The organism is Bradyrhizobium sp. ISRA464 (assembly GCF_029910095.1).
Lineage (GTDB): Bacteria > Pseudomonadota > Alphaproteobacteria > Rhizobiales > Xanthobacteraceae > Bradyrhizobium.
This window is the reverse complement of sequence record NZ_CP094526.1, coordinates 3074913-3093212: the sequence shown is the minus strand read 5'-3', so window position 1 is coordinate 3093212 and position 18300 is coordinate 3074913. Positions and strand designations below refer to the sequence as shown.

Annotated in this window: 11 protein-coding genes; 6 read left to right on the top strand and 5 right to left on the bottom strand. The window is 62.3% G+C overall.

The annotated features are described in order from the left end of the window. Window positions 1–256 precede the first annotated feature (256 nt). Window positions 257–1447, bottom strand: coding sequence for an IS91 family transposase (locus MTX19_RS14285; RefSeq protein WP_280979744.1), 1191 nt, complete (start codon window positions 1445–1447; stop codon window positions 257–259). A gap of 14 nt (window positions 1448–1461) precedes the next feature. Next, the gene (locus tag MTX19_RS14280; RefSeq protein WP_280979743.1) at window positions 1462–2340 is read right to left on the bottom strand and encodes a tyrosine-type recombinase/integrase; all 879 of its coding nucleotides are present in this window, start codon (window positions 2338–2340) and stop codon (window positions 1462–1464) included. A 339-nt stretch (window positions 2341–2679) separates the two neighbouring features. On the opposite strand from MTX19_RS14280, the gene MTX19_RS14275 reads away from it, so the two are divergent. The 4 genes from MTX19_RS14275 to MTX19_RS14260 all read left to right on the top strand — a co-directional run bounded on the left by MTX19_RS14275 (window position 2680) and on the right by MTX19_RS14260 (window position 7700). After that, entirely contained in the window at window positions 2680–3285 is a 606-nt protein-coding gene (locus MTX19_RS14275) for a hypothetical protein (protein WP_280984140.1), read from the top strand. Window positions 3286–3382: 97 nt separating this feature from the next. Then, complete coding sequence (locus tag MTX19_RS14270) at window positions 3383–4075, top strand: response regulator transcription factor (protein ID WP_280984139.1); 693 nt, start codon at window positions 3383–3385, stop codon at window positions 4073–4075. 1133 nt (window positions 4076–5208) lie between these two features. After that, a complete protein-coding gene (locus MTX19_RS14265; protein WP_280986032.1) occupies window positions 5209–6039 on the top strand; it encodes a hypothetical protein in 831 nt (276 codons plus the stop codon). A 311-nt stretch (window positions 6040–6350) separates the two neighbouring features. Next, complete coding sequence (locus MTX19_RS14260; protein ID WP_280984138.1) at window positions 6351–7700, top strand: IS5 family transposase; 1350 nt, start codon at window positions 6351–6353, stop codon at window positions 7698–7700. Between the two features lie 102 nt (window positions 7701–7802). On the opposite strand, the gene MTX19_RS14255 is transcribed toward MTX19_RS14260, so the two are convergent. Next, window positions 7803–8741, bottom strand: coding sequence for a complex I NDUFA9 subunit family protein (locus MTX19_RS14255; protein ID WP_280984137.1), 939 nt, complete (start codon window positions 8739–8741; stop codon window positions 7803–7805). 283 nt (window positions 8742–9024) lie between these two features. Here MTX19_RS14255 and MTX19_RS14250 point away from each other — a divergent pair, with 283 nt between their 5' ends. After that, window positions 9025–9339, top strand: a complete 315-nt coding sequence (locus MTX19_RS14250; protein ID WP_280984136.1) for a multidrug efflux SMR transporter — start codon at window positions 9025–9027, stop codon at window positions 9337–9339. A gap of 35 nt (window positions 9340–9374) precedes the next feature. Here the strand turns inward: MTX19_RS14250 and MTX19_RS14245 are convergent, their stop codons facing one another. Next, complete coding sequence (locus tag MTX19_RS14245) at window positions 9375–10499, bottom strand: amidinotransferase (RefSeq protein WP_280984135.1); 1125 nt, start codon at window positions 10497–10499, stop codon at window positions 9375–9377. 357 nt (window positions 10500–10856) lie between these two features. On the opposite strand from MTX19_RS14245, the gene MTX19_RS14240 reads away from it, so the two are divergent. Continuing rightward, window positions 10857–12041, top strand: coding sequence for a GNAT family N-acetyltransferase (locus MTX19_RS14240; protein ID WP_280984134.1), 1185 nt, complete (start codon window positions 10857–10859; stop codon window positions 12039–12041). 165 nt (window positions 12042–12206) lie between these two features. On the opposite strand, the gene MTX19_RS14235 is transcribed toward MTX19_RS14240, so the two are convergent. After that, a complete protein-coding gene (locus MTX19_RS14235; protein ID WP_280986031.1) occupies window positions 12207–18038 on the bottom strand; it encodes a DUF5801 repeats-in-toxin domain-containing protein in 5832 nt (1943 codons plus the stop codon). Between the last annotated feature and the right edge of the window lie 262 nt (window positions 18039–18300).

Here is an 18300-nt window from a genome sequence, read left to right as displayed (position 1 = left end):
CGCGGGTAAGGGAACGTAAGGCTGTGCGGCCGGGACTATGGGGATTTGAGCGCCGCGGGCGAGATGGCTGATTTGAATCGAGCCGATGCAGCGGGTTGTTCGACGGTTGAGCGGCTGACGAACGGGCCACGGGTGGCATCGAACTCCATAATTTGTCCGTCGATTTGCGACGGCTGGGGGAAATCTGAGCGCGCTCTGCCGTGGCCGGTCGAGAGCCAGCGGGCACGACGAGCAGATTTGCAGGATTGAGACGTGATCATGAGGTGTCGATCCTGATGCGGTTCATTGGAGCTGTCGGCCGATGCCGCGGCGTTGCACCGCGCGCGAAAACCTCGATGACGATCATGCAGCCGCCACAGCATGGACAGCTCGGCTTGCTGGGATCGGCGGTAGGCTGGCCTTCAGGTTTTGCAGCGGCGAGCAGCTCACGGGCGCGTGCGACGTTGGCGGCACAAGCGCCTTTGGCGAACAGGCCGTAGTGGCGGATGCGATGCAAGCCTTTTGGCAGCACGTGGATGAGGAAGCGGCGGATGAACTCATCTGTGGCGAGCGTCATCTGCTTGTATCGATCGCGGCCCTCGATGCGGTAGTCCTTCCACTTGAAGGTGACGCCGCCCTCGTCGCAGGCGATCAATCGGCTGTTGGCGATGGCCACGCGATGGGTGTAGCGCGACAGATAGGCCGGCACCGCCTCAGGGCCGCCGAACGGCCGCTTTGAATAGACGACCCACTCGGCCGTGCGCAGCGGGGCGAGATGAGTCGCGAAGGATTGCGCCTCGGCGAGATGGGCGTGGTCGCCGAAGAAGCTGAGGCGGCCGGCTTGGTGGGCGGCGACAAGCTTCTCCAGGAACAGTCGCCGGAACAGGCGGGAGAGCACGCGCACGGACAGGAAGAAGCCCGGCCGGCACGACACCCAGCGCTGGCCGTCGGACGAGATGCCGCCGCCCGGCACGATCATGTGCACGTGGGGGTGATGGGTCAGCGCCGAACCCCAGGTGTGCAGCACGGAGGTGACGCCGATCCGCCCACCCAGATGCTTCGGATCGGCGGCGATCGTCAGCATGGTCTCGGCCGAGACCTTGAACAGCAGATCGTAGACCACGGCCTTGTTCTGGTAGGCGATGTCGGCGATGGCCGCCGGCAGCGTGAACACGACGTGATAGTACGGCACCGGCAACAGCTCGGCCTCGCGGTCGGCAAGCCAGTCCTTCGCGGCGGCGCCCTGGCACTTCGGGCAGTGCCGGTTGCGGCAGGAGTTGTAGGCGATCGTGGTATAAGCGCAGTCCGCGCAGCGCGCGACGTGGCCCCCGAGGGCCGCCGTGCGGCAGCGCTCGATCGCCGACATCACCTTCATCTGGTCGAGGCTGATATGACCGGCATGGGCTTGACGCCATGCTAGGCCATGGCTGCGGAAGATATCCGCAACCTCCAAAGCCGGGCGCGACATGCGCGGCCTGCGCGTCAGGCAGGCGGCTCGTCTCGCTTGGCGCGGAGCGGGGTGAGGTGATCCAGCGGGCTCATGACCTCGCGGATGGTGTTGGTGGCGACGCGGGTATAGAGCGCCGTGGTCTCGAGCTTGGCGTGGCCCAACAGGACCTGGATCACCCGAATATCAATGTTCTGCTCGAGCAGGTGGGTCGCGAAGCTGTGGCGCAGGGTGTGCGGCGTCACCCGCTTGGCGATCTCGGCCATGTGGGCCGCCGCGTGGCAGGCGCGCGTGAGCTGGCGCGTCGTCATCGGGCTGGCCGGCTTCAGTCCCGGAAACAGCCAGCCCTGCGGGCGGGAAATGCGGTACCAATCGCGCAGAAGTTCGAGCAGCACAGGGGAAAGCATCGCGTGGCGATCCTTGCGGCCTTTGCCCTGCTCGACGCGCAGCATCATGCGTTCGGAATCGATGTCGGATACCTTCAACGCGACGACCTCAGAGACACGCAACCCTGCACCGTAAGCGACACTGAGCGCCGCCTTGTATTTGATGCTCGGCGCCGCCTCCAGAAAGCGCGCAACCTCTTCCGGGCTGAGAACAACCGGAACCTTGCGTGGCTCGTGCATGAACGACAGGTGCTTGGCAAGCTCGGGCCGATCGAGCGTCACATTGAAGAAGAACCGCAGCGCCGAGACGGTGGCGTTGATCTTTGGCGCGCCGGCGCCGTTCGACGCCAGATGCAGCCGAAAGCCGCGCACGTCCTCCGACTGGGCCAGGTCGGGCGAGCGGCCGAGGAATACCGCGAAGTCCTTGACCCTTTGCACGTAGTCGTGTTGGGTCTTGGGCGCGAACTTGCGGATCGCCATGTCTTCGATCATGCGCTGGCGCAACGGACTGATGGCCTGCTTGGTCATTGGGGATGCTCCTGTTTTGAGTGAAGGTTGCGAACCCCTCATCTCAAAACAGGACGCCCCGTCGCGCTATCGTCTTGGCTGCGTCGCCAGCCCCAGCGCCCTACCGCGCGAGCGGTTTAGTCCTATGACCCACAGCGGTCCAACGCGCTCCGGCGTGCCGATATCTCGGGTTCCGTCCCGCCGCGCGTCGTCAAGCCGATCCTCGATAGTAAAACTAACTTGGATGTCAGAATCTGTCACATCAGTCATTTGACGTTTCAAAAGAGTTTTGGCCTCCTCATCGTTGTTCTTCCTGCGACAGGCGTTCTCGCTGTCGCGTCAACAACGGAGGATTATTCGATGAGCAACAGGCTCGCAAGTTACCTCATCACAGGTGCGCTCGCCTCCACGCTTGCCCTTGTATCACCGGCCCTTGCCCAGAGAGGGGGTGGCGGTGGTGGTGGCATGGGTGGCGGTGGCGGCATGGGTGGCGGTGGCGGGCATGCTATGGGAGGAGGCATCGGCGGCGGTGGCGGGCATGCTATCGGCGGCGGTGGTGGCTTCGGCGGCGCACGCTTCGGTGGCGGTGGCGGTTTCGGTGGCGCCCGCTTCGGCGGCGCGGGCCTAGGCCCTCGCACCGGTGGCATGACAGGCCCGCATTTCGGCGGCGCCCGCTTCTTCGGCACGGGCATCGGCCCGCGCACCGGAGGCATGAGCGGCCCGCATTTCGGCGGCGCTCGTTTCGCGGGGGCGCCCTTTGCGGCGCGTGCGGCATTCGTGCCGGGTCAACGCTTCGCGTTCCACCCCGGCTTCCATCACCGCTTCTTCCATCGTCGCTTCCACCGCTTCGCCTTCTTTGGCGTGCCCTTCGTCTACGCCGCCTACAACTACGACTATTGCTGGCGCAGAGTGTGGACGCGATATGGACTGCAGTGGGTCAACGTCTGCTACGACTACGGCTACTAAACGCTGGCGAACCGACGTCATTGTGATGATCGCCACTGGCGCATTTTCTGGCGAAGAGAAACTGGATAGGGCTGGTGGCGATCGTCGGAGAAAGACGATGACGGGTGGCCACCGCCGCATTCTGGTCGTCGAGGACGACCCGGAAACCGCCGGTCAGCTCATGGAACAGCTCACGACCAGCGGCTATCAGGTGGATTTGGCTTCCAGCGGCAACGAAGCGCTGAGCCACGGTGCGGCACACGACTATGCCGTGATCACGATCGACCGCATGCTTCCCGACATCGATGGCATTGCGGTGATGCGCCAGTTGCGCGACGGCGGCGTGGCCGCGCCCTTCCTGATCATCAGCGCGCTCGGAGAAGTCGACGACAGGGTCCGTGGCTTGCGCGCCGGCGGCGACGACTATCTGGTCAAGCCTTTCTCCTTCCGCGAGCTGTTGGCGCGAATGGAAGCGCTTGGCCGGCGCAGCGACACCATCGCCAAGGAGACGATCCTGCGCGTCGGCGATCTCGCAATCGACCTGATCTCGCGGACCGTCAGCCGGCGCGGCAAGGAGATTCTCCTTCTGCCCAAGGAATTCCAGCTTCTGGAATATCTGGTGCGCAACGAAGACCGCATCGTGTCGCGCGCGATGTTGCTGCAGCACGTCTGGGATCTTCATTCCGATCAATCGATGAATATCATTGACGTCTATGTCGGACGCCTGCGTCGCAAGGTGGACGACCGGCAGGCCTATCCGCTGATCCATACGATTCGCGGTGTCGGATACTGTCTCCATGGTCCTGGCTAAGACGCTCAGCTCAACGACTTTCAAACAGGCGCTGATCGCGATCGGCGGGAGATTGAGGTCCTGGTGCCTCCACCCCTGCTCGGCAGCGCCGACGAGCTGATCGAATAGAACGTAATTTGCTGCGATGCATGAGTCCGGAAGTGGGCCCTTAGCCGACATGTATCCAGGTCCGATTTTGCGTCCGCTCAGCAAGGTAAAGCGGACCACCCCTGGTCGTTTAGCCACCCGTTCGGGCTTCGATTTCGGATTCTCCCCGGAGCCATTGCTGCCATCGTGTCGGAAAGCCCCTATAAGACGCGGCTTTCTCTGATTTTCGATGGAATCCGAATGGCGATAGCGAAGCCGCTGTCGCGTTCGGATTCCGTGCGACCACGAACGGCATTTGCCGGGAATTCCGCTGGTGTCGATCGCGCCGCGCTGGCTAGGGTGTCATTTGAAGTTGCGCGACCGCGGTCCCGCCGATTGCGCGCCACCGCCCGGCCAACCCTTTGAGAACCCGTCACTTCCCGGTCAATCCCGGCTAATCCCGGAACTGGCCAAAGGATGTCACCCGTAATTGCGCGTGACACGTCAGTATGGAAATATACCGAGGATCGAGACGCAACAGTCCTGGCATACGGCCGAACGGAACGTGGCGGCGGCGCTGACCCGTGCAATTACGCTGGGTGTAGAATTTTTGACTGGCGCGGGGCGACTGTTTTCCAACCGCGTTCCTCGCATTGCTTGATCAACTAGGGATCGATCCTCGTAAGGACGCTGAGGTGTATCACAATGCTCAGTTGCTCCGGACCCTCACGTTTATGGTGGACGGTACCACTTCATAGGTACTCTGGACCCAACCGGAAATTTATCACCTGCTATCTGGGAGGCGGCGTTACCGTTTGGATGTGGCACGCCTCGGCACCAAGACTGCCAAGCCTAGAGGGCATGGAGGTTGTGCAGGTGGAATTTCATGCCGAGGCTGTGCCATGGCGCTTGGATGAGCCTGAAACAGTTTAGTGCTCATGGATCGACCAGGGTCCGCTATCGGCCCCCGATCAGCGATCTCGTTGAGGTTCGCTTAGTGGGGCATAGCGGGCTAGAGCTGCTCGACTGATCGACACGCTTCGAGTCGGTCGCATCAACGAGGTAACGTGTCAGCGCTCAAAATTGGGAAGCCGTTTCCATCCATTGTTCTGGCCGCCTGCATTGCAGCGCTGTCGTCGATTGGGATGACAGCCGCGCAGGCGAAGCGACAATGCAGTGTCGCAGTGCCATCAGATACGCACGGGCAATGGTGGTCCTATCGTCTCATCGATGGACGAAAATGCTGGTACGAAGGCAAGCCCGGGCTTTCGAAATCATTGTTGGAGTGGCCTAAGGAAACATCCGAACAACCGGGCTCCGGCAGAGAAGTTACAGGCACCGTCCCAGTGAAGCCTGGAAATCCATTAGCTTCGCAAGCGTGGGCACCGGAAGGCTCTCACACTTTACGCCGCTTTGGTGATTGGACTATCACCAAGAAGGACTCTGTGATCACGCTTCACTCCGACACTGGGAATCTTGCTGTCAGGTGTTCCGACGCCGCAATGACGTACATGGTCTTTATTAGAATTCCTGATCCCCGCGCGACTACTGGACGCCCTGAAGCCAAACCTCCCCCCTATTTTAATTTTACAGCACGGGCGGATTCAAACGAGCCGGCGAATTTCGTCTTTTTGGTGCCTTACGCAAGCGATGTGTACGCGACCGGAATAGTGCTGTTAAATCCTGAGTTCGCTGATCAGAACAACAAATTCTGGGCCATCCTGAAATCGGCGAGATCCCGGTTCTCGTATAACACCAGCACAGGAACTATCTCAGTGAGCGCAGTCGATTTATCGCCTGCTATTGCGCGCTTCCAAGAGGAGTGTTTTAAGATTTTTAAGGCTAATGCTCACCACCGCCTGCGCGAGCCAATTCCCCTTGACTGGTTGCGTGGTTAAGCTGGCCGCACAGTTTGTGTTGACCAGGTCATGCAGCCGCCTGACGTGGCCCCGATACTAAGGCCTAACGTATCCACGGTGCCGACATAGGCCTTGGCGGTGCACGAGTCCGCTGTTGGACCCGGAGCCGACCATTGATCGCGCTTACGCGTAGTGCGTCGTCCGTGAAGAACCCCCAACGGCTTGATTTGGAATCGGAAAGAGCGACGACCGGGCAATAGGATTTGCTGGGAAACGTGATTGCGAAGGGGGATTCCTTGCAAATCTGATTCGTGATTCTGTGGTTGCGAAGGACTTCGTTGCGAGGACCGATGCGACCAAAGGAACGACGCGACAGCGGCCAGGCCGATCTGCTGCGGTCGCGGCTGGATGCGATCATCGACATGGACCATGGGCTGGTGAAGCTGGCGCGGACGATCGACTGGTCGTTCCTCGAACAGCGGCTCGGAGCGGTCTATGAGGACAAGCCGGGCCGGCCGCCGCTGCCGACGCGGCTGATGGCCGGACTTGCCATCCTCAAGCACACCTACGACCTCTCCGACGAGGTCCTGTGCGAGCGCTGGGTGGAGAACCCCTATTACCAGTTCTTCTGCGGCGAAGAGTTCTTCCAGCACCGCCTGGTGTTCGACCGCTCCTCGCTGACGCGCTGGCGCCAGCGCATGGGTGAGGAGAAGCTGCAGGCGCTGCTCCAGGAGAGCCTCTCGGTCGCCACCAGGACCGAGGCGATCAAGCCATCCGATCTCAATCGCGTCATCATCGATACCACGGTGCAGCCCAAGAACGTGATGTTCCCGACCGACGCGCGGCTTCTAAACCGCGCCCGCGAGATCCTGGTGCGGCTCGCCAAGGGAGCCGGCGTCAAGCTGCGTCAGTCCTATGGGCGGGTCGGCAAGTTCGCGCTGATCAAGCACCAGCGCTATGCCCACGCCAAGCAGTTTAGGCGTGCCAACCGGGCCTTGAGGACGCTTCGAACCTATCTCGGCCGCGTCATCCGCGACATCGCCCGCAAGATCGAAGGCCGCACCGACTTGCTCGGTGAGATTGTCCTCGACCGCATGCTCACACTGGCGCGACGGGTGCTTGACCAGAAGCAGCACCAGCGTGGGCCGAAGGTCTACTCGCTGCACGCCCCGGAGGTGGAGTGCATCGGCAAGGGCAAGGCGCACCGGCCCTACGAGTTCGGGGTCAAGGTCTCCGTCGCCACGACGCTATCGCACGCCAAAGGCGGCCAGTTCGTCACCCACGTGAAAGCGCTGCCCGGGAACCCCTATGACGGCCATACGCTCAAAACCGTGATCCCGGACATGGAGGCGCTCGTCGGCAACGTCATCGAGCGCATGCTGCTCGACAAAGGCTACCGCGGTCACAATGCCCCGCCCGAGTACAAGTTCAGGGTGTTCATCTCTGGCCAGAAGCGGCGGGTGACGCCACAGATCAAGCGCGAGCTGCGTCGACGCTCGGCCGTCGAACCGGTCATCGGCCATCTCAAATCCGAGCACCGGATGGGCCGCAACTACCTGTGGCACCGCCAGGGCGACACCATCAATGCCGTTCTCGCCGCGGCCGGCTACAACTTCCGCCGCCTCATCCGGTGGCTGGCGCTCTTGTTGCGCCAAATCTTCGTCCAGCTCACCCTCGGACTTCAGCTCGTCCCAGGCTGAAATCCGGGTTCTTCACGGACGACTAGTGCGCGACCTCGGAGGCAAGCCGCTTCCCGACATCAGTCGTCACATCGTGATACGGTAACGAAGTCTCCTTAGCCCCTACCTGGTACGATCCTCCCTTGGGTTTTGAGTTTCCTCGTTTGTGTGCCTGAGCATCGCTTCCAGTTCTTGTTCGAGCGATCGCGGCGAAATTCCGAGTAGATCAAATCCCGGCCGGCTGCCCGAGACCGTCGTATCGATCTGCATAAGCTCAACCTGATTCCGCGTGAGCGGCGGGTGCGGCAGGATCTCAGCGAGACAGGCGGCGGCATTCCACAAAGCAAAGGGTATTCGCACCAGCACTGGCCGCAACTCAGCGGCGCGCGCAATGGTCCGCAACAGCTCCTCGTATGAGTAAACGCGCGGGCCGGCCAGTTCGTAGATGGGATAAGGTCTTTGTGTTTGCCGCAGGACTTGTGCGATCGCCGCGGCGACGTCGTCCACGTACACCGGCTGAAGCCTTGTCCTGCCGTCGCCGAATAGCGGATAAGCCGGCAAGGTCCGAAGCAGCCCAAGAATTGTTGTCAGAAAGGCGTCATCCGCCGCGAACATTACCGCTGAGCGGATAACGACTGCGCCAGGGAATGCGGCTTGCACGGCCGCCTCGCCCTCGCCGCGATTGCGAATATAGGGCGAACGTGATGCGGGGTCAGCGCCAATTCCTGACAGGTGCACAAATCGTTTGGTCCCGGCCCGCCGCGCCACTCTAGCGATCCTGGCGGCCGCTTCGACGTGCACCGAATGAAATGTGTCGCCTCCACGCTCGGCGTAAAGGCTGATTGCGTTGACGACGCCATCGGCACCCATAACGGCGGCCTCTACGGAGCGCTCGTCATGTGCATCAGCGATGACCCGTTCCGCGTTGTCGCCGTCGACCCGCGCAGGATGCCGCGAGGCTATGCGCACCGTAACGGTGAAGTCGCTCAAATGGCGAACAACGCGACGACCAACAAACCCAGTCCCGCCAAACACGGTCACGCGGTTCATTCCCTGGTCCATCCCACGATCCTGTACGACGTCTATATTAACGCGCCGAGCGCCGGACACACTGCCTCAGCGGCCTCCGCCGGCGAACTGCCTTTGTTGAAATGATGTAAGATCACATCAATCAAAATTTGCGCTGCGGGGCCGACCGTCTGCCACTCCTTTCCTGGCTTGATCGATCAGCGACTGCGCTTCATTATATAGAGCGTTTCCACCCGTTCGATGATCGGATGTGCCTTTGATTGGAGCATACTCTGAGAGAGATTGCTCGTGGTTCAAGTATTTTAGGGGCATTCCCATGGCTTGGCTCTTCCTGTTCATTGCCGGCCTGTGCGAAATCGCCTGGGCGATCGGCCTAAAATTCACGGAAGGCTTCGCGCGCTTTTCACCGACAATCGGCGCAGTCGCCGCTATGGCGGCCAGTATTGGGTTCCTCGGACTCGCCCTTAAGTCGCTGCCGGTCGGTACGGCCTATGCGGTATGGACGGGCATTGGCACTGTTGGCACCACGGCGCTCGGCATCTATCTGTTTAACGAGCCCCTGACGTTGCTTAGGCTTACCTGTATCGGCTTTATTCTCTTGGGCATGATCGGACTGAAAATCACCTCTTAGGCGGAGCGGCGCGACGAGACCTGTTGGAAGTCGGTTCAAAAGTAGCTCTCCAACGTGCCGCGCCGTCGGACGTCGAGCGTGGCGCAATGGAAGGCGCCACCAAATGCTGCATAGTGCAAGAACTCGCAGGGAATCGGCTCGAATCCCCAATTCTCCAATGCACGCATCGTTGCGGTATGATGTGGATCTACGATGACGCGCCTCTCGTCCACCATCAGTACGTTCATGTTGAGCCATTTCCCGCATAGCGAAGTGATCCTGAGCATGGGATCGGTTATCCGGTCGGGCTCGGGGGCCACGAGGATGTCCCATCCTTTCAAGATGGCCGGAAGATGGTCGACGTCTATGTATTCGGGATTGATCAGAATCTTGCCGGGCCCAAGCGGCAGTATGGTGGTATCGATGTGCATCGGATTGGGACAGCGGCTCTCGATCTCATGGATGCGATAACCGCCGCCAAGGTGGCGGCGCAGCCATTCAATACCAGACGCATTGGTGACGTTGCTGCGGGTCACGAACAGGTCGCGCCCGCAGCGAAAGAAGTCGGCGGCGTCAAAGACCGGTTCGAATTCGGTGAGGATGTATGAGATCGGCTCGCCTTTCTTGGGGACGCGAAATTCAGGATCGAACAGTTCGTCCGTCAGTTGCGGTCTGGGCGCGCACGTCCACCGCGCGCCACGTTGGAAATAGTCCTTCAGAATCGGACGATAGGAGTGTGTCTCGAAGTAACGACAGGGCCACACCATTGGGGTTTCAATGATCTCGTCGCCGATCACGAGCATGCTGTCGCGCGGGCAGGAATTGCAGAAGCCGCGCGAGGACCATTCCGGCGTGCCGAAGTTCTTCCTGTGGTCGACGGCGTCCGGCCGCCTTACGACGATGTCCAGCGACTGTAGCAGCGCAACAAAGCCATCAAGCTCACGCTGCGCCGGTTCGATCATGATCTTTGGGTAACGGAAGCCTGCCAACAGCGACTGCGCACGCGCTGCCATGCCCGGAATGTTGCAGGTAACAACCGGATGATCGGACGGGATAACCGCACCTTCAAGCCTTCCGACTATCACTTCCTCCAGGGTGTCCCACTCGTTGTGTGAGTTCACCGGAGACACTCGTCCCGCCGGGACGGCATCCGAACCGCGAAGGCGCGTGACCATGTCCATGCATTGGGCCCTCCGTGCGCTACAACAGCCACCAGTCCTGGAAGTTCCAGCGCGCTGGCAAGGCCAGTCACGCAGGGCCGAGGGCGGGCGGCTCTTCAGGGAGTTCGTAGCGAGCGAGCACGCCGCGCATGCGCAGCTGATCGCGGGGCCGTTCTATCCGCAGTTCCCATCATCGTAGCTTCTGCCGTTTCCCCGCGAATTTCGCGTCTCCCGCGGGCCGCATGCTGAACAGCCCGTTAACGTGACCGCTCAAATTGCTCGCCCGCCCCAACGGCATTGTCCATCTCTTTCCGCTAGCGTTGCCCTTGACGACCGCGGGCCGCTCGGGAGAGGCCTTGCGCACGGGGAAACAGGGACATGGCCGATATCGCGCACCAGGCAGTGAGCCGTGGCGCATCGCGCAAGAGTGCTGCCGACAGGCATGCGCTACCGCCGCTATCAGCTACTCCGGTCGGCCAATGGCGCGCCCTCGCCGACCGCGCGATCGAGGCCAATGGCTACTACCAACCCGACTGGGAATTGGCGGTCGATGCCTCCGCACGCGGCCGCACCGGCGCCAAAGCGCTCAGCGCCTTCGGCGACGGCGGCCAATTGATCGGATTCCTGCCGGTCGTGTCGATGCGGCGGATCTATAGAATCCCCCTGCCCGCCCTCGTCGGCGCCGAGCCTTACGGAACGCTCTGCACGCCGCTGCTCGATCGTCATGCCGCCGAAGATGCCACGGCAAAATTGCTGCGCCAGGCGCGCAGCGCGGGCGCGCATGCGCTGATCCTGCGTACCATGTCGCTGGAAGGGCCTGCCATGGCGGCGATCCGCGCGGCGCTCGCGCGCGACGGCTTGCAGTCGCACGTCCTGAGCGCGTGTCAGCGCGCGGAGCTCGATGCGACGCGCGACGCCGACGAATTGTTGCGCGATGCGCTCGGCGCCAAGAAACTGAAGGAGCTGCGGCGGCAGCGCAATCGCCTCGCCGAGCATGGCGCGGTGCGGTTCGATGTCGCCCGCACGCCGCGCGCCGTCGCGGCCGCGCTCGAGACGTTTCTTGCGCTGGAAGCCGGCGGCTGGAAGGGCAAGCGCGGCACCGCGCTCAGCCAGCATCCCGGCGATGCCGCCTTCATCCGCCGCGCGACGTCAGCGATGGCCGAAATCGGCCGCTGCGAGATCGTCACGCTCCAAGCGGGCGGCACGCCCGTCGCTGGTGGCATCGTGCTGCGCCATCAGGACCGCGCCTTCTTCTTCAAGATCGGCATCGACGAACGCTTTGCGAAATGCTCGCCCGGCGCGCAATTGACGCTCGACCTGACGAGGCACCTTTGCGCCGATCCCGCGATCGTCTCGGCCGACTCCACCGCCGCGCCCGGCCATCCCATGATCGACCCGATCTGGCGCGCGCGCTTCGCGATCGGCGACGTGCTGATTCCATTGCGATGCCGCGATCCGCTGGTCCCGGCCATTCATGCCGCGCTGACCGTGAACAACCTCGCCTACGACGCCGCGCGCGGCGCCGTTCGCTTCATCCGCAATCGGCGCGGCAAGTCCGGATAAGCGTGGCCGATGACGGGCTCTGCGAAGCAATCCATCGCACGGCGTGCGCGGAAGCATGGATTGCTTCGTCGCTTCAGCGCAAAATTGCTTTGCAATCTTGTCGCGAGCTCCTCGCAATGACGGCTGCATAAATCCGCAGCCTCTCGGATTCTGGCGCCGGCGAGGTCACACGATCAGGTCGTGCAGCGCGTGGATCACGTGGGCGTTTTCTCCCTGGCCTGGAACACCATTGAAATAGTCACCGGGATGCAACTCGTGCGAAGACAGGCCAACGGCTTGCGCTCCGTCTGATCCCGGGGGCACGTTGGTGCCTTTGAGACCATTGGAGACTGCTGGAGTTTGATTGAGCTCTGCGAGGTCGGTGGCGGCCGAACCTTTGGGGCTGGAATTCCAGTCCTTGAAAGTAAATGAGTCGCCAGACGTACCGGAGGTCTCGCCTCCCACCAAAGTCGCCTGCGATCCCTGAGTCACCGCAGCGTCGTCGTGATGGCCCTTCGACGCCGGGTTATCGTTTGCAGCGTCATTGACGTCCGACCCATCGGCCCCCGAAATGTTGTCCTTGAAATGAAATGCGTTCCAGGGCGTGCCGACAGAGTCCCCGGACTTGGCCTGCCCCGGAGGGGATGCTCCATCGTCATGCGCGCTAGCACCATGCGTGGACGCAGCCTGTTCGCCTGTATCGCTTGCAGTCGAGTGATTGCCGTTGCCATTACCGTTGCCGGCATTCGTGGCCCCCGCGTTGTTCGCGGGCGACACCCCGTGATCTTGGTTCTTCGAGAGCGTGTCTGAATCGTCCTTCCAATCGTTCCCGGATGACGCGAGCCAGTTGCCGCTCTCCGCTGCCGCACCATGCGGCACGGCTCCGTGATCGATTGTCATCGCATTGGCGCTGTCGAACATCGGCACCTGATCAAACACGAAGCTCGCCTGCGTCAGTGCCATCATGGCAACGTGTGGCAGCTCGAGCGACAGTCCGCTGGGCAGACTTGTCGCGGCGTCATCGACGCTAGCCAGCGTCCCGCCGTGGGTAAAGCTGGCAGATTTGCCATCGTCGATCGCATCCCGCGTGGCATCGAAGCCGTGATGCGCCTTCGCGTCGGACGAAGCGTCGCTGCTTGCCGGCGTGAGCGCAGTCGCATCGGATGCATCGACGAGGGCGATCGTCGCGTCGTCGTGGGTCGCCGTTGTCGTCGCGAGCACGAAATCGGACAAGTGCACGTTTGCCACACCCGGCAGATGGATTGCCACGAGGCTGGAATCGCCAATGCTCAGGGTGTGATCGGTCGGATTGACGTACACAATCGCCTGGTTCGTCGCGCTGTCGTAGCGCCAGGCGATGGTATGCGCCGGGACGCTCGTGCTTGTGGGCGTCAAGGCCAACAGAGCGGAGGCGAACGGGCCGAAAGCCGTCAGATCGATCTTGTCGGACCCGGATACGAACCAGGTCAGGTCGGAACCTGCCGGGGACGATTTGGCGAATGCGTGGCTTGCGTTTGCGCCTGTCAGCAGCACCGCACCAAGTCCGCCGAGGACGTCGGTCAGCGCGTCGCGGCCGGTGAGCGCGCTTGCCGCGCCGTGATTGGCGGTCGTGGGGACCGACGCAGTGGTCGCCGTTGTCGGGACAGAGCGATAGCCACGACCGCCTTTCGTCGGCGCGCTGACCGCTGTGAGGACGTCGGGCGCAGTATCGACATTGGTACCTGTGGACGTGCTAGGCGTGGCGCTGGCGATCACGGTCGCCGTGCCGGTGGTGGCGCTGGAAGTGATGGTCGTCGCGCCCGTGCCGCTGCCGCCAATCGGCACATTGCTGCTCGACGTGCTCGTCGATGCGAGAGCGGGCGCCCCGGTCGTGCTGCCCTGGAGATTGACCTGCAGGCTGGTCGTGGCCGAATCGCCGTCAGCATCGACTGCCGAGACGTTGAACAACAGATCGGTGCTCGGGATCGTCGTCTCTTCGTCGTAGGTGATATTGTTGACGGTGAAGGTCGCATTCCCGGTTGTCGCTTGATCGTAGTCGACCTGGATTTGGTTGAACGTCTGCCCAACGTAGAGCGTATAGGTCAAGGTCGCGCTATCGAACGTGTGGGTGCCCACCAGCGCGGCATTCGACGTTTGTTGCACCACGATGTTGGCGCTGCCGCCCGCGGGCTTCGGAATATTGATGTTGAAGTCGTGGATGTCGTTGCTGCCGTCAAGGATCCTGAAGATGACATCTGCCGTGCCGTTGCCTTGCCACTGGGTCAGAATGAAGCTGACCTGCGATTGCTGCTGCGCGAAGGCGAGATGCAAATCCTCGTTGGGATCCATTTGCAGCCCGGTATCACCGACCGCAATGCCGTTGCTCGACGCCTTGACGTCAAGGGGATTACCGCCGCTGTCAGAGCCGGTGATGACGAGGTTTCCGTCCGGAGCAGTGAGTGACGGCGTGCCGCCGCCGGAGGCGCCGAAATCGGAGCCGGCCACGGTGACCTGCTTCAGGAGCCCGACGTTCTCGACGTCAAAGGTGTACGTCCCGTTTGGATTGATCAGCAGCGTAAAGTACGGATTGCTCAGCGTGCCGTTGACATCCGTCAGGTAAGCGTCCAGTTCGACACCACCGCCTACGGCGTGGGTCGAATAGTAGAAGGTGTAATCGTCGCCATTCCCGGTCACGTGCACCGAGGTGATTCCGCCGCCCAGGCTTGACGTGGCGAGATTGTATCCGGTGCTGCCGACCGCGCCGTCGCTGACCGCAACGAGCATCGCGGCGTCGCCGTCCGCGCCGAAATTGAGATTGTAGGTACCATTGACGACCTGATTGTTCTGAGCGGCGACGAACGCTTGCTCGAACCCGCCAATCGTCGGACCGTCGTCCGTGATGGTGAGCTGCATGCCGAGATCAAGGCTCGCCGTCTGGAAGTCACCGTCCGTGTCGGTGATCGTCGCAACCAGGTCGACAATTCCCGGTGTCAGCGACACGCCTTCCCCGGTGTCAGGGCTGGTGCCGAAGGGCTGGGTCACCGCACGATACTCGGTGAAGGTCACGAGCCCGGTCGCCGGATCGACGGTGATGGTGAACGCCAGCGTGCCGCCGGTGGTGCCGACATGGCCTTCGATGGTGTTGCCGCTCAGAACCAGCACGTCGGCCAGGCCGGTGTGCGAGTCGATCAGGCCCGACGCGGTGCCGTTGCCGCCGGTGATCGCCAGCGCATAGCGGATGGTGGCGCCATCGGCGCCTTGAACCGAGATGAACGCGGTCGAGAAGTCGCCCGACGTCGTGGTCAATGCGGCGTTCGGCGCCGAACCGGCGATATTGTCGTCCAGCGCCGTCGCGGTCAGATGGGTCTCGCTCAGCGTCAGCGACGGACCCGTTCCCGTCGTCCTGATGCTCGGACCGTCGTCGGTGATGGTCAGCTGCTGGCCAAGATCAAGGCTCGCCGTCTGGACGTCGCCGTCCCTGTCGGTGATGGTCGCGACCAGGTCGACGATCCCTGGTGTCAGCGACACGCCTTCCCCGCTGTCCGGATTGGTTCCGAAGGGCTGGGTCACCGCGCGATACTCGGTGAAGGTCACAAGCCCCGTCGCCGGATCAACCGTGATGGTGAACGCCAGCGTGCCGCCGGTGGTGCCGACATGGCCTTCGATGGTGTTGCCGTTCAGAACCAGCACGTCGGCCAGGCCGGTATGCGAGTCGATCAGGCCCGACGCGGTGCCGTCGCCACCGGTGATCGCCAGCGCATAGCGGATGGAGGCGCCATCGGCGCCTTGAACCGAAGTGAATGCGGTCGCGAAGTCGGCTGACGTCGTGGTCAGCGCCGCGTTCGGCGCCGAGCCCGCGGTGTTGTCGTCTAGCGCCGTCGCGGTCAGATGCGTCTCGCTCAGCGTCAGCGACGGAGCCGTTCCGGTCGCCCCGATGCTCGGACCGTCGTCGGTGATGGTGAGCCGACCGCCAAGGTCGAGGTTCGCGGTCTGGAAGGCATCGTCCTTCTCCGTGACCGTCGCGACAAGATCCAAAATCCCCGGTGTCAGCGACATGCCTTCCCCGGTGTCCGGATTGCCGCCGAAGGGCTGGGTCACCGCACGATACTCGGTGAAGGTCACAAGCCCCGTCGCCGGATCGACGGTGATGGTGAACGCCAGCGTGCCGCCGGTGGTGCCGACACGGCCTTCGATGGTGCTCCCGTTCAGAACCAGCACGTCGGCCAGGCCGGTATGCGAGTCGATCAGGCCCGATGCGATGCCGTTGCCGCCGACGATCGTCAGCGCATAGCCGATGGTGGCGCCATCGGCGCTGAGAGCCGAGGCGAACGCGGTCGAGAAGTCGCCTGAAATCGTCGTCAGCACAGCATCCGGCGCCGAGCCGGCGATGTTGTCGTCGAGCGCCGTTGCCGTCAGATGCGCCTCGCTCAGCGTCAGCGCCGGACCCGTTCCCGTCACCCCAATCAGCGGGCCGTGGACGGTGATCGTCACCACCTGCGGGGTGCCGCCTATCGTCGTCACCGTGAAATTGTCGGTCAGCGTGCCGCCGACCCCGAGCGCCTGCACCGCGCTGTTGGCGTCGTCGAGCGTGTAAGTCCACACGCCGTCCGTCGTGATCGTGAACGTGCCGTAGCCGCCGGCGCTTCTGATCGGCGAATTGACCGCCGTAAAGGTGTTGGCCGGATCGTCGACGTCGGTATCGGTGAGCAGGCCGGTCGCGATCAGCAGGCCGGGCGAGGCACTGGTGACGCCGACGGCTGCCACCACCGAACCCGTCGTGGCGCCGGAAATGATCGAAGCGTCGTTGACGCCGACGATGGTGATGTTGAAGGCCTGCTCGGTCGAGAACGAGCCCGCCGATAGCGTGATGACGAAGGTTTGAACCGTGTTGGACTTCAGTGCATTGATTGCGTCGTTGTTCGGAACGAACGTGTAGGCGCCGCTTGCGCTGTTCAGGTAAAATGTGCCGAACGCGCCGGTCTCCGACTCGTTGTATGTCACCCCGCCCAGCACCGTGTTGCCTGCAATGCCCCCGCTGATGCCGAACACTGGTGTAAAACCATTGGTATTGCCGGCGGAGAACGCCCCGCTTGTCGCGGCAAACGTATCAAATACCACCGTATCGTTTTCGGCCGGCAGCGCTCCCAGATTCAGCGTGAGAGGGAGGATATCCGGGAGCTTGAGGACCGCGTTTTCCAACGGAGGAAGCTGATTTTGCGGCGGGGCAGGATCAGGCTCAACGTATTTGATCGGCTGCAGCAAATCCTGCGGATTGGGAAAAGGAGATGCGCCGGAGCCGATTCCCCATCCTTTCGCGTAGTTGGCCAGCGCGTCCTGTTGGGCGATCTGCAGCAACTGCATTTGAGCAGGCGTATTCGCAACAGTGTTCACGCCGACCGAAGACCCTGTCCTGCTCAAGACCACCGTCTCACCGGGATCCTCAACAACGAGGTGTCGCGGGATTGCCTCCTTGGTTACGAGTTCGAAGGCGCCGTGATGCAGGTCCTTGTACGTGACGCTGTCGTCATCCAGGAATGTGACGTTCGGGTCCGCGGCCTGGGCTTCCGTTGCGAATGAGAAGATCAACGTCGCGAGCGACAGCAAGCCGAAACCGCTGGCCTGGCTCCGGCTGCGAATACTGCCAATGGGCGTGTCCACGGTCAGCGAGCCGGCTTTCGCCAGTTCGCCCGCAGCGAAAGCGAAGGCGCCTCTGGTCACTGTAAACAGGGCCGACCGCAAGGTACCGTTGGTGTCGCGCGCGAAATCGCCCAGCACCACGGCGGCGTCGTGAGACAGGTTGAACACGGTGCCATCAACGAAGCGGATTTCGATCCGTCCGTCGGTCGCGGTCTCGATGACGTCACCCGGACAAACGGGCTCGCCAGCCATAGCTTGAACGGGAATGTCGCCCGCACGCCTGATGGTGGCGCGGCCGATCGCCGTCTCAATGTTACCGATGACATTGCCCAATACCGGGGGAAGCTGGCCCAATGCGGCCGTGCTCGCGTCCCCGAACTCCACGCCAGACGCAACAAACATAGGCTTTCGACCTCGCCTGCTCAGTAGCTCAGGCTCGGCGCGGTGCCGCAATCTTTTTGCTCTGGCTTGCCCACGCCACGCAGTCAAAATATCTTGGCGCTGGCAGCCTTGGGCCTGCCCGCCGAAATGTCCTGATTGAACTCAATTACTACAGTGAATTAATTCCCAAAAAATCGGGGACGCCTTCGCCGATCCGACAGTATTGCTGTCGTACCGTTGCAAGTGCGGTCCCATAAAACTTATAGTATAGTTTAGCGACGAA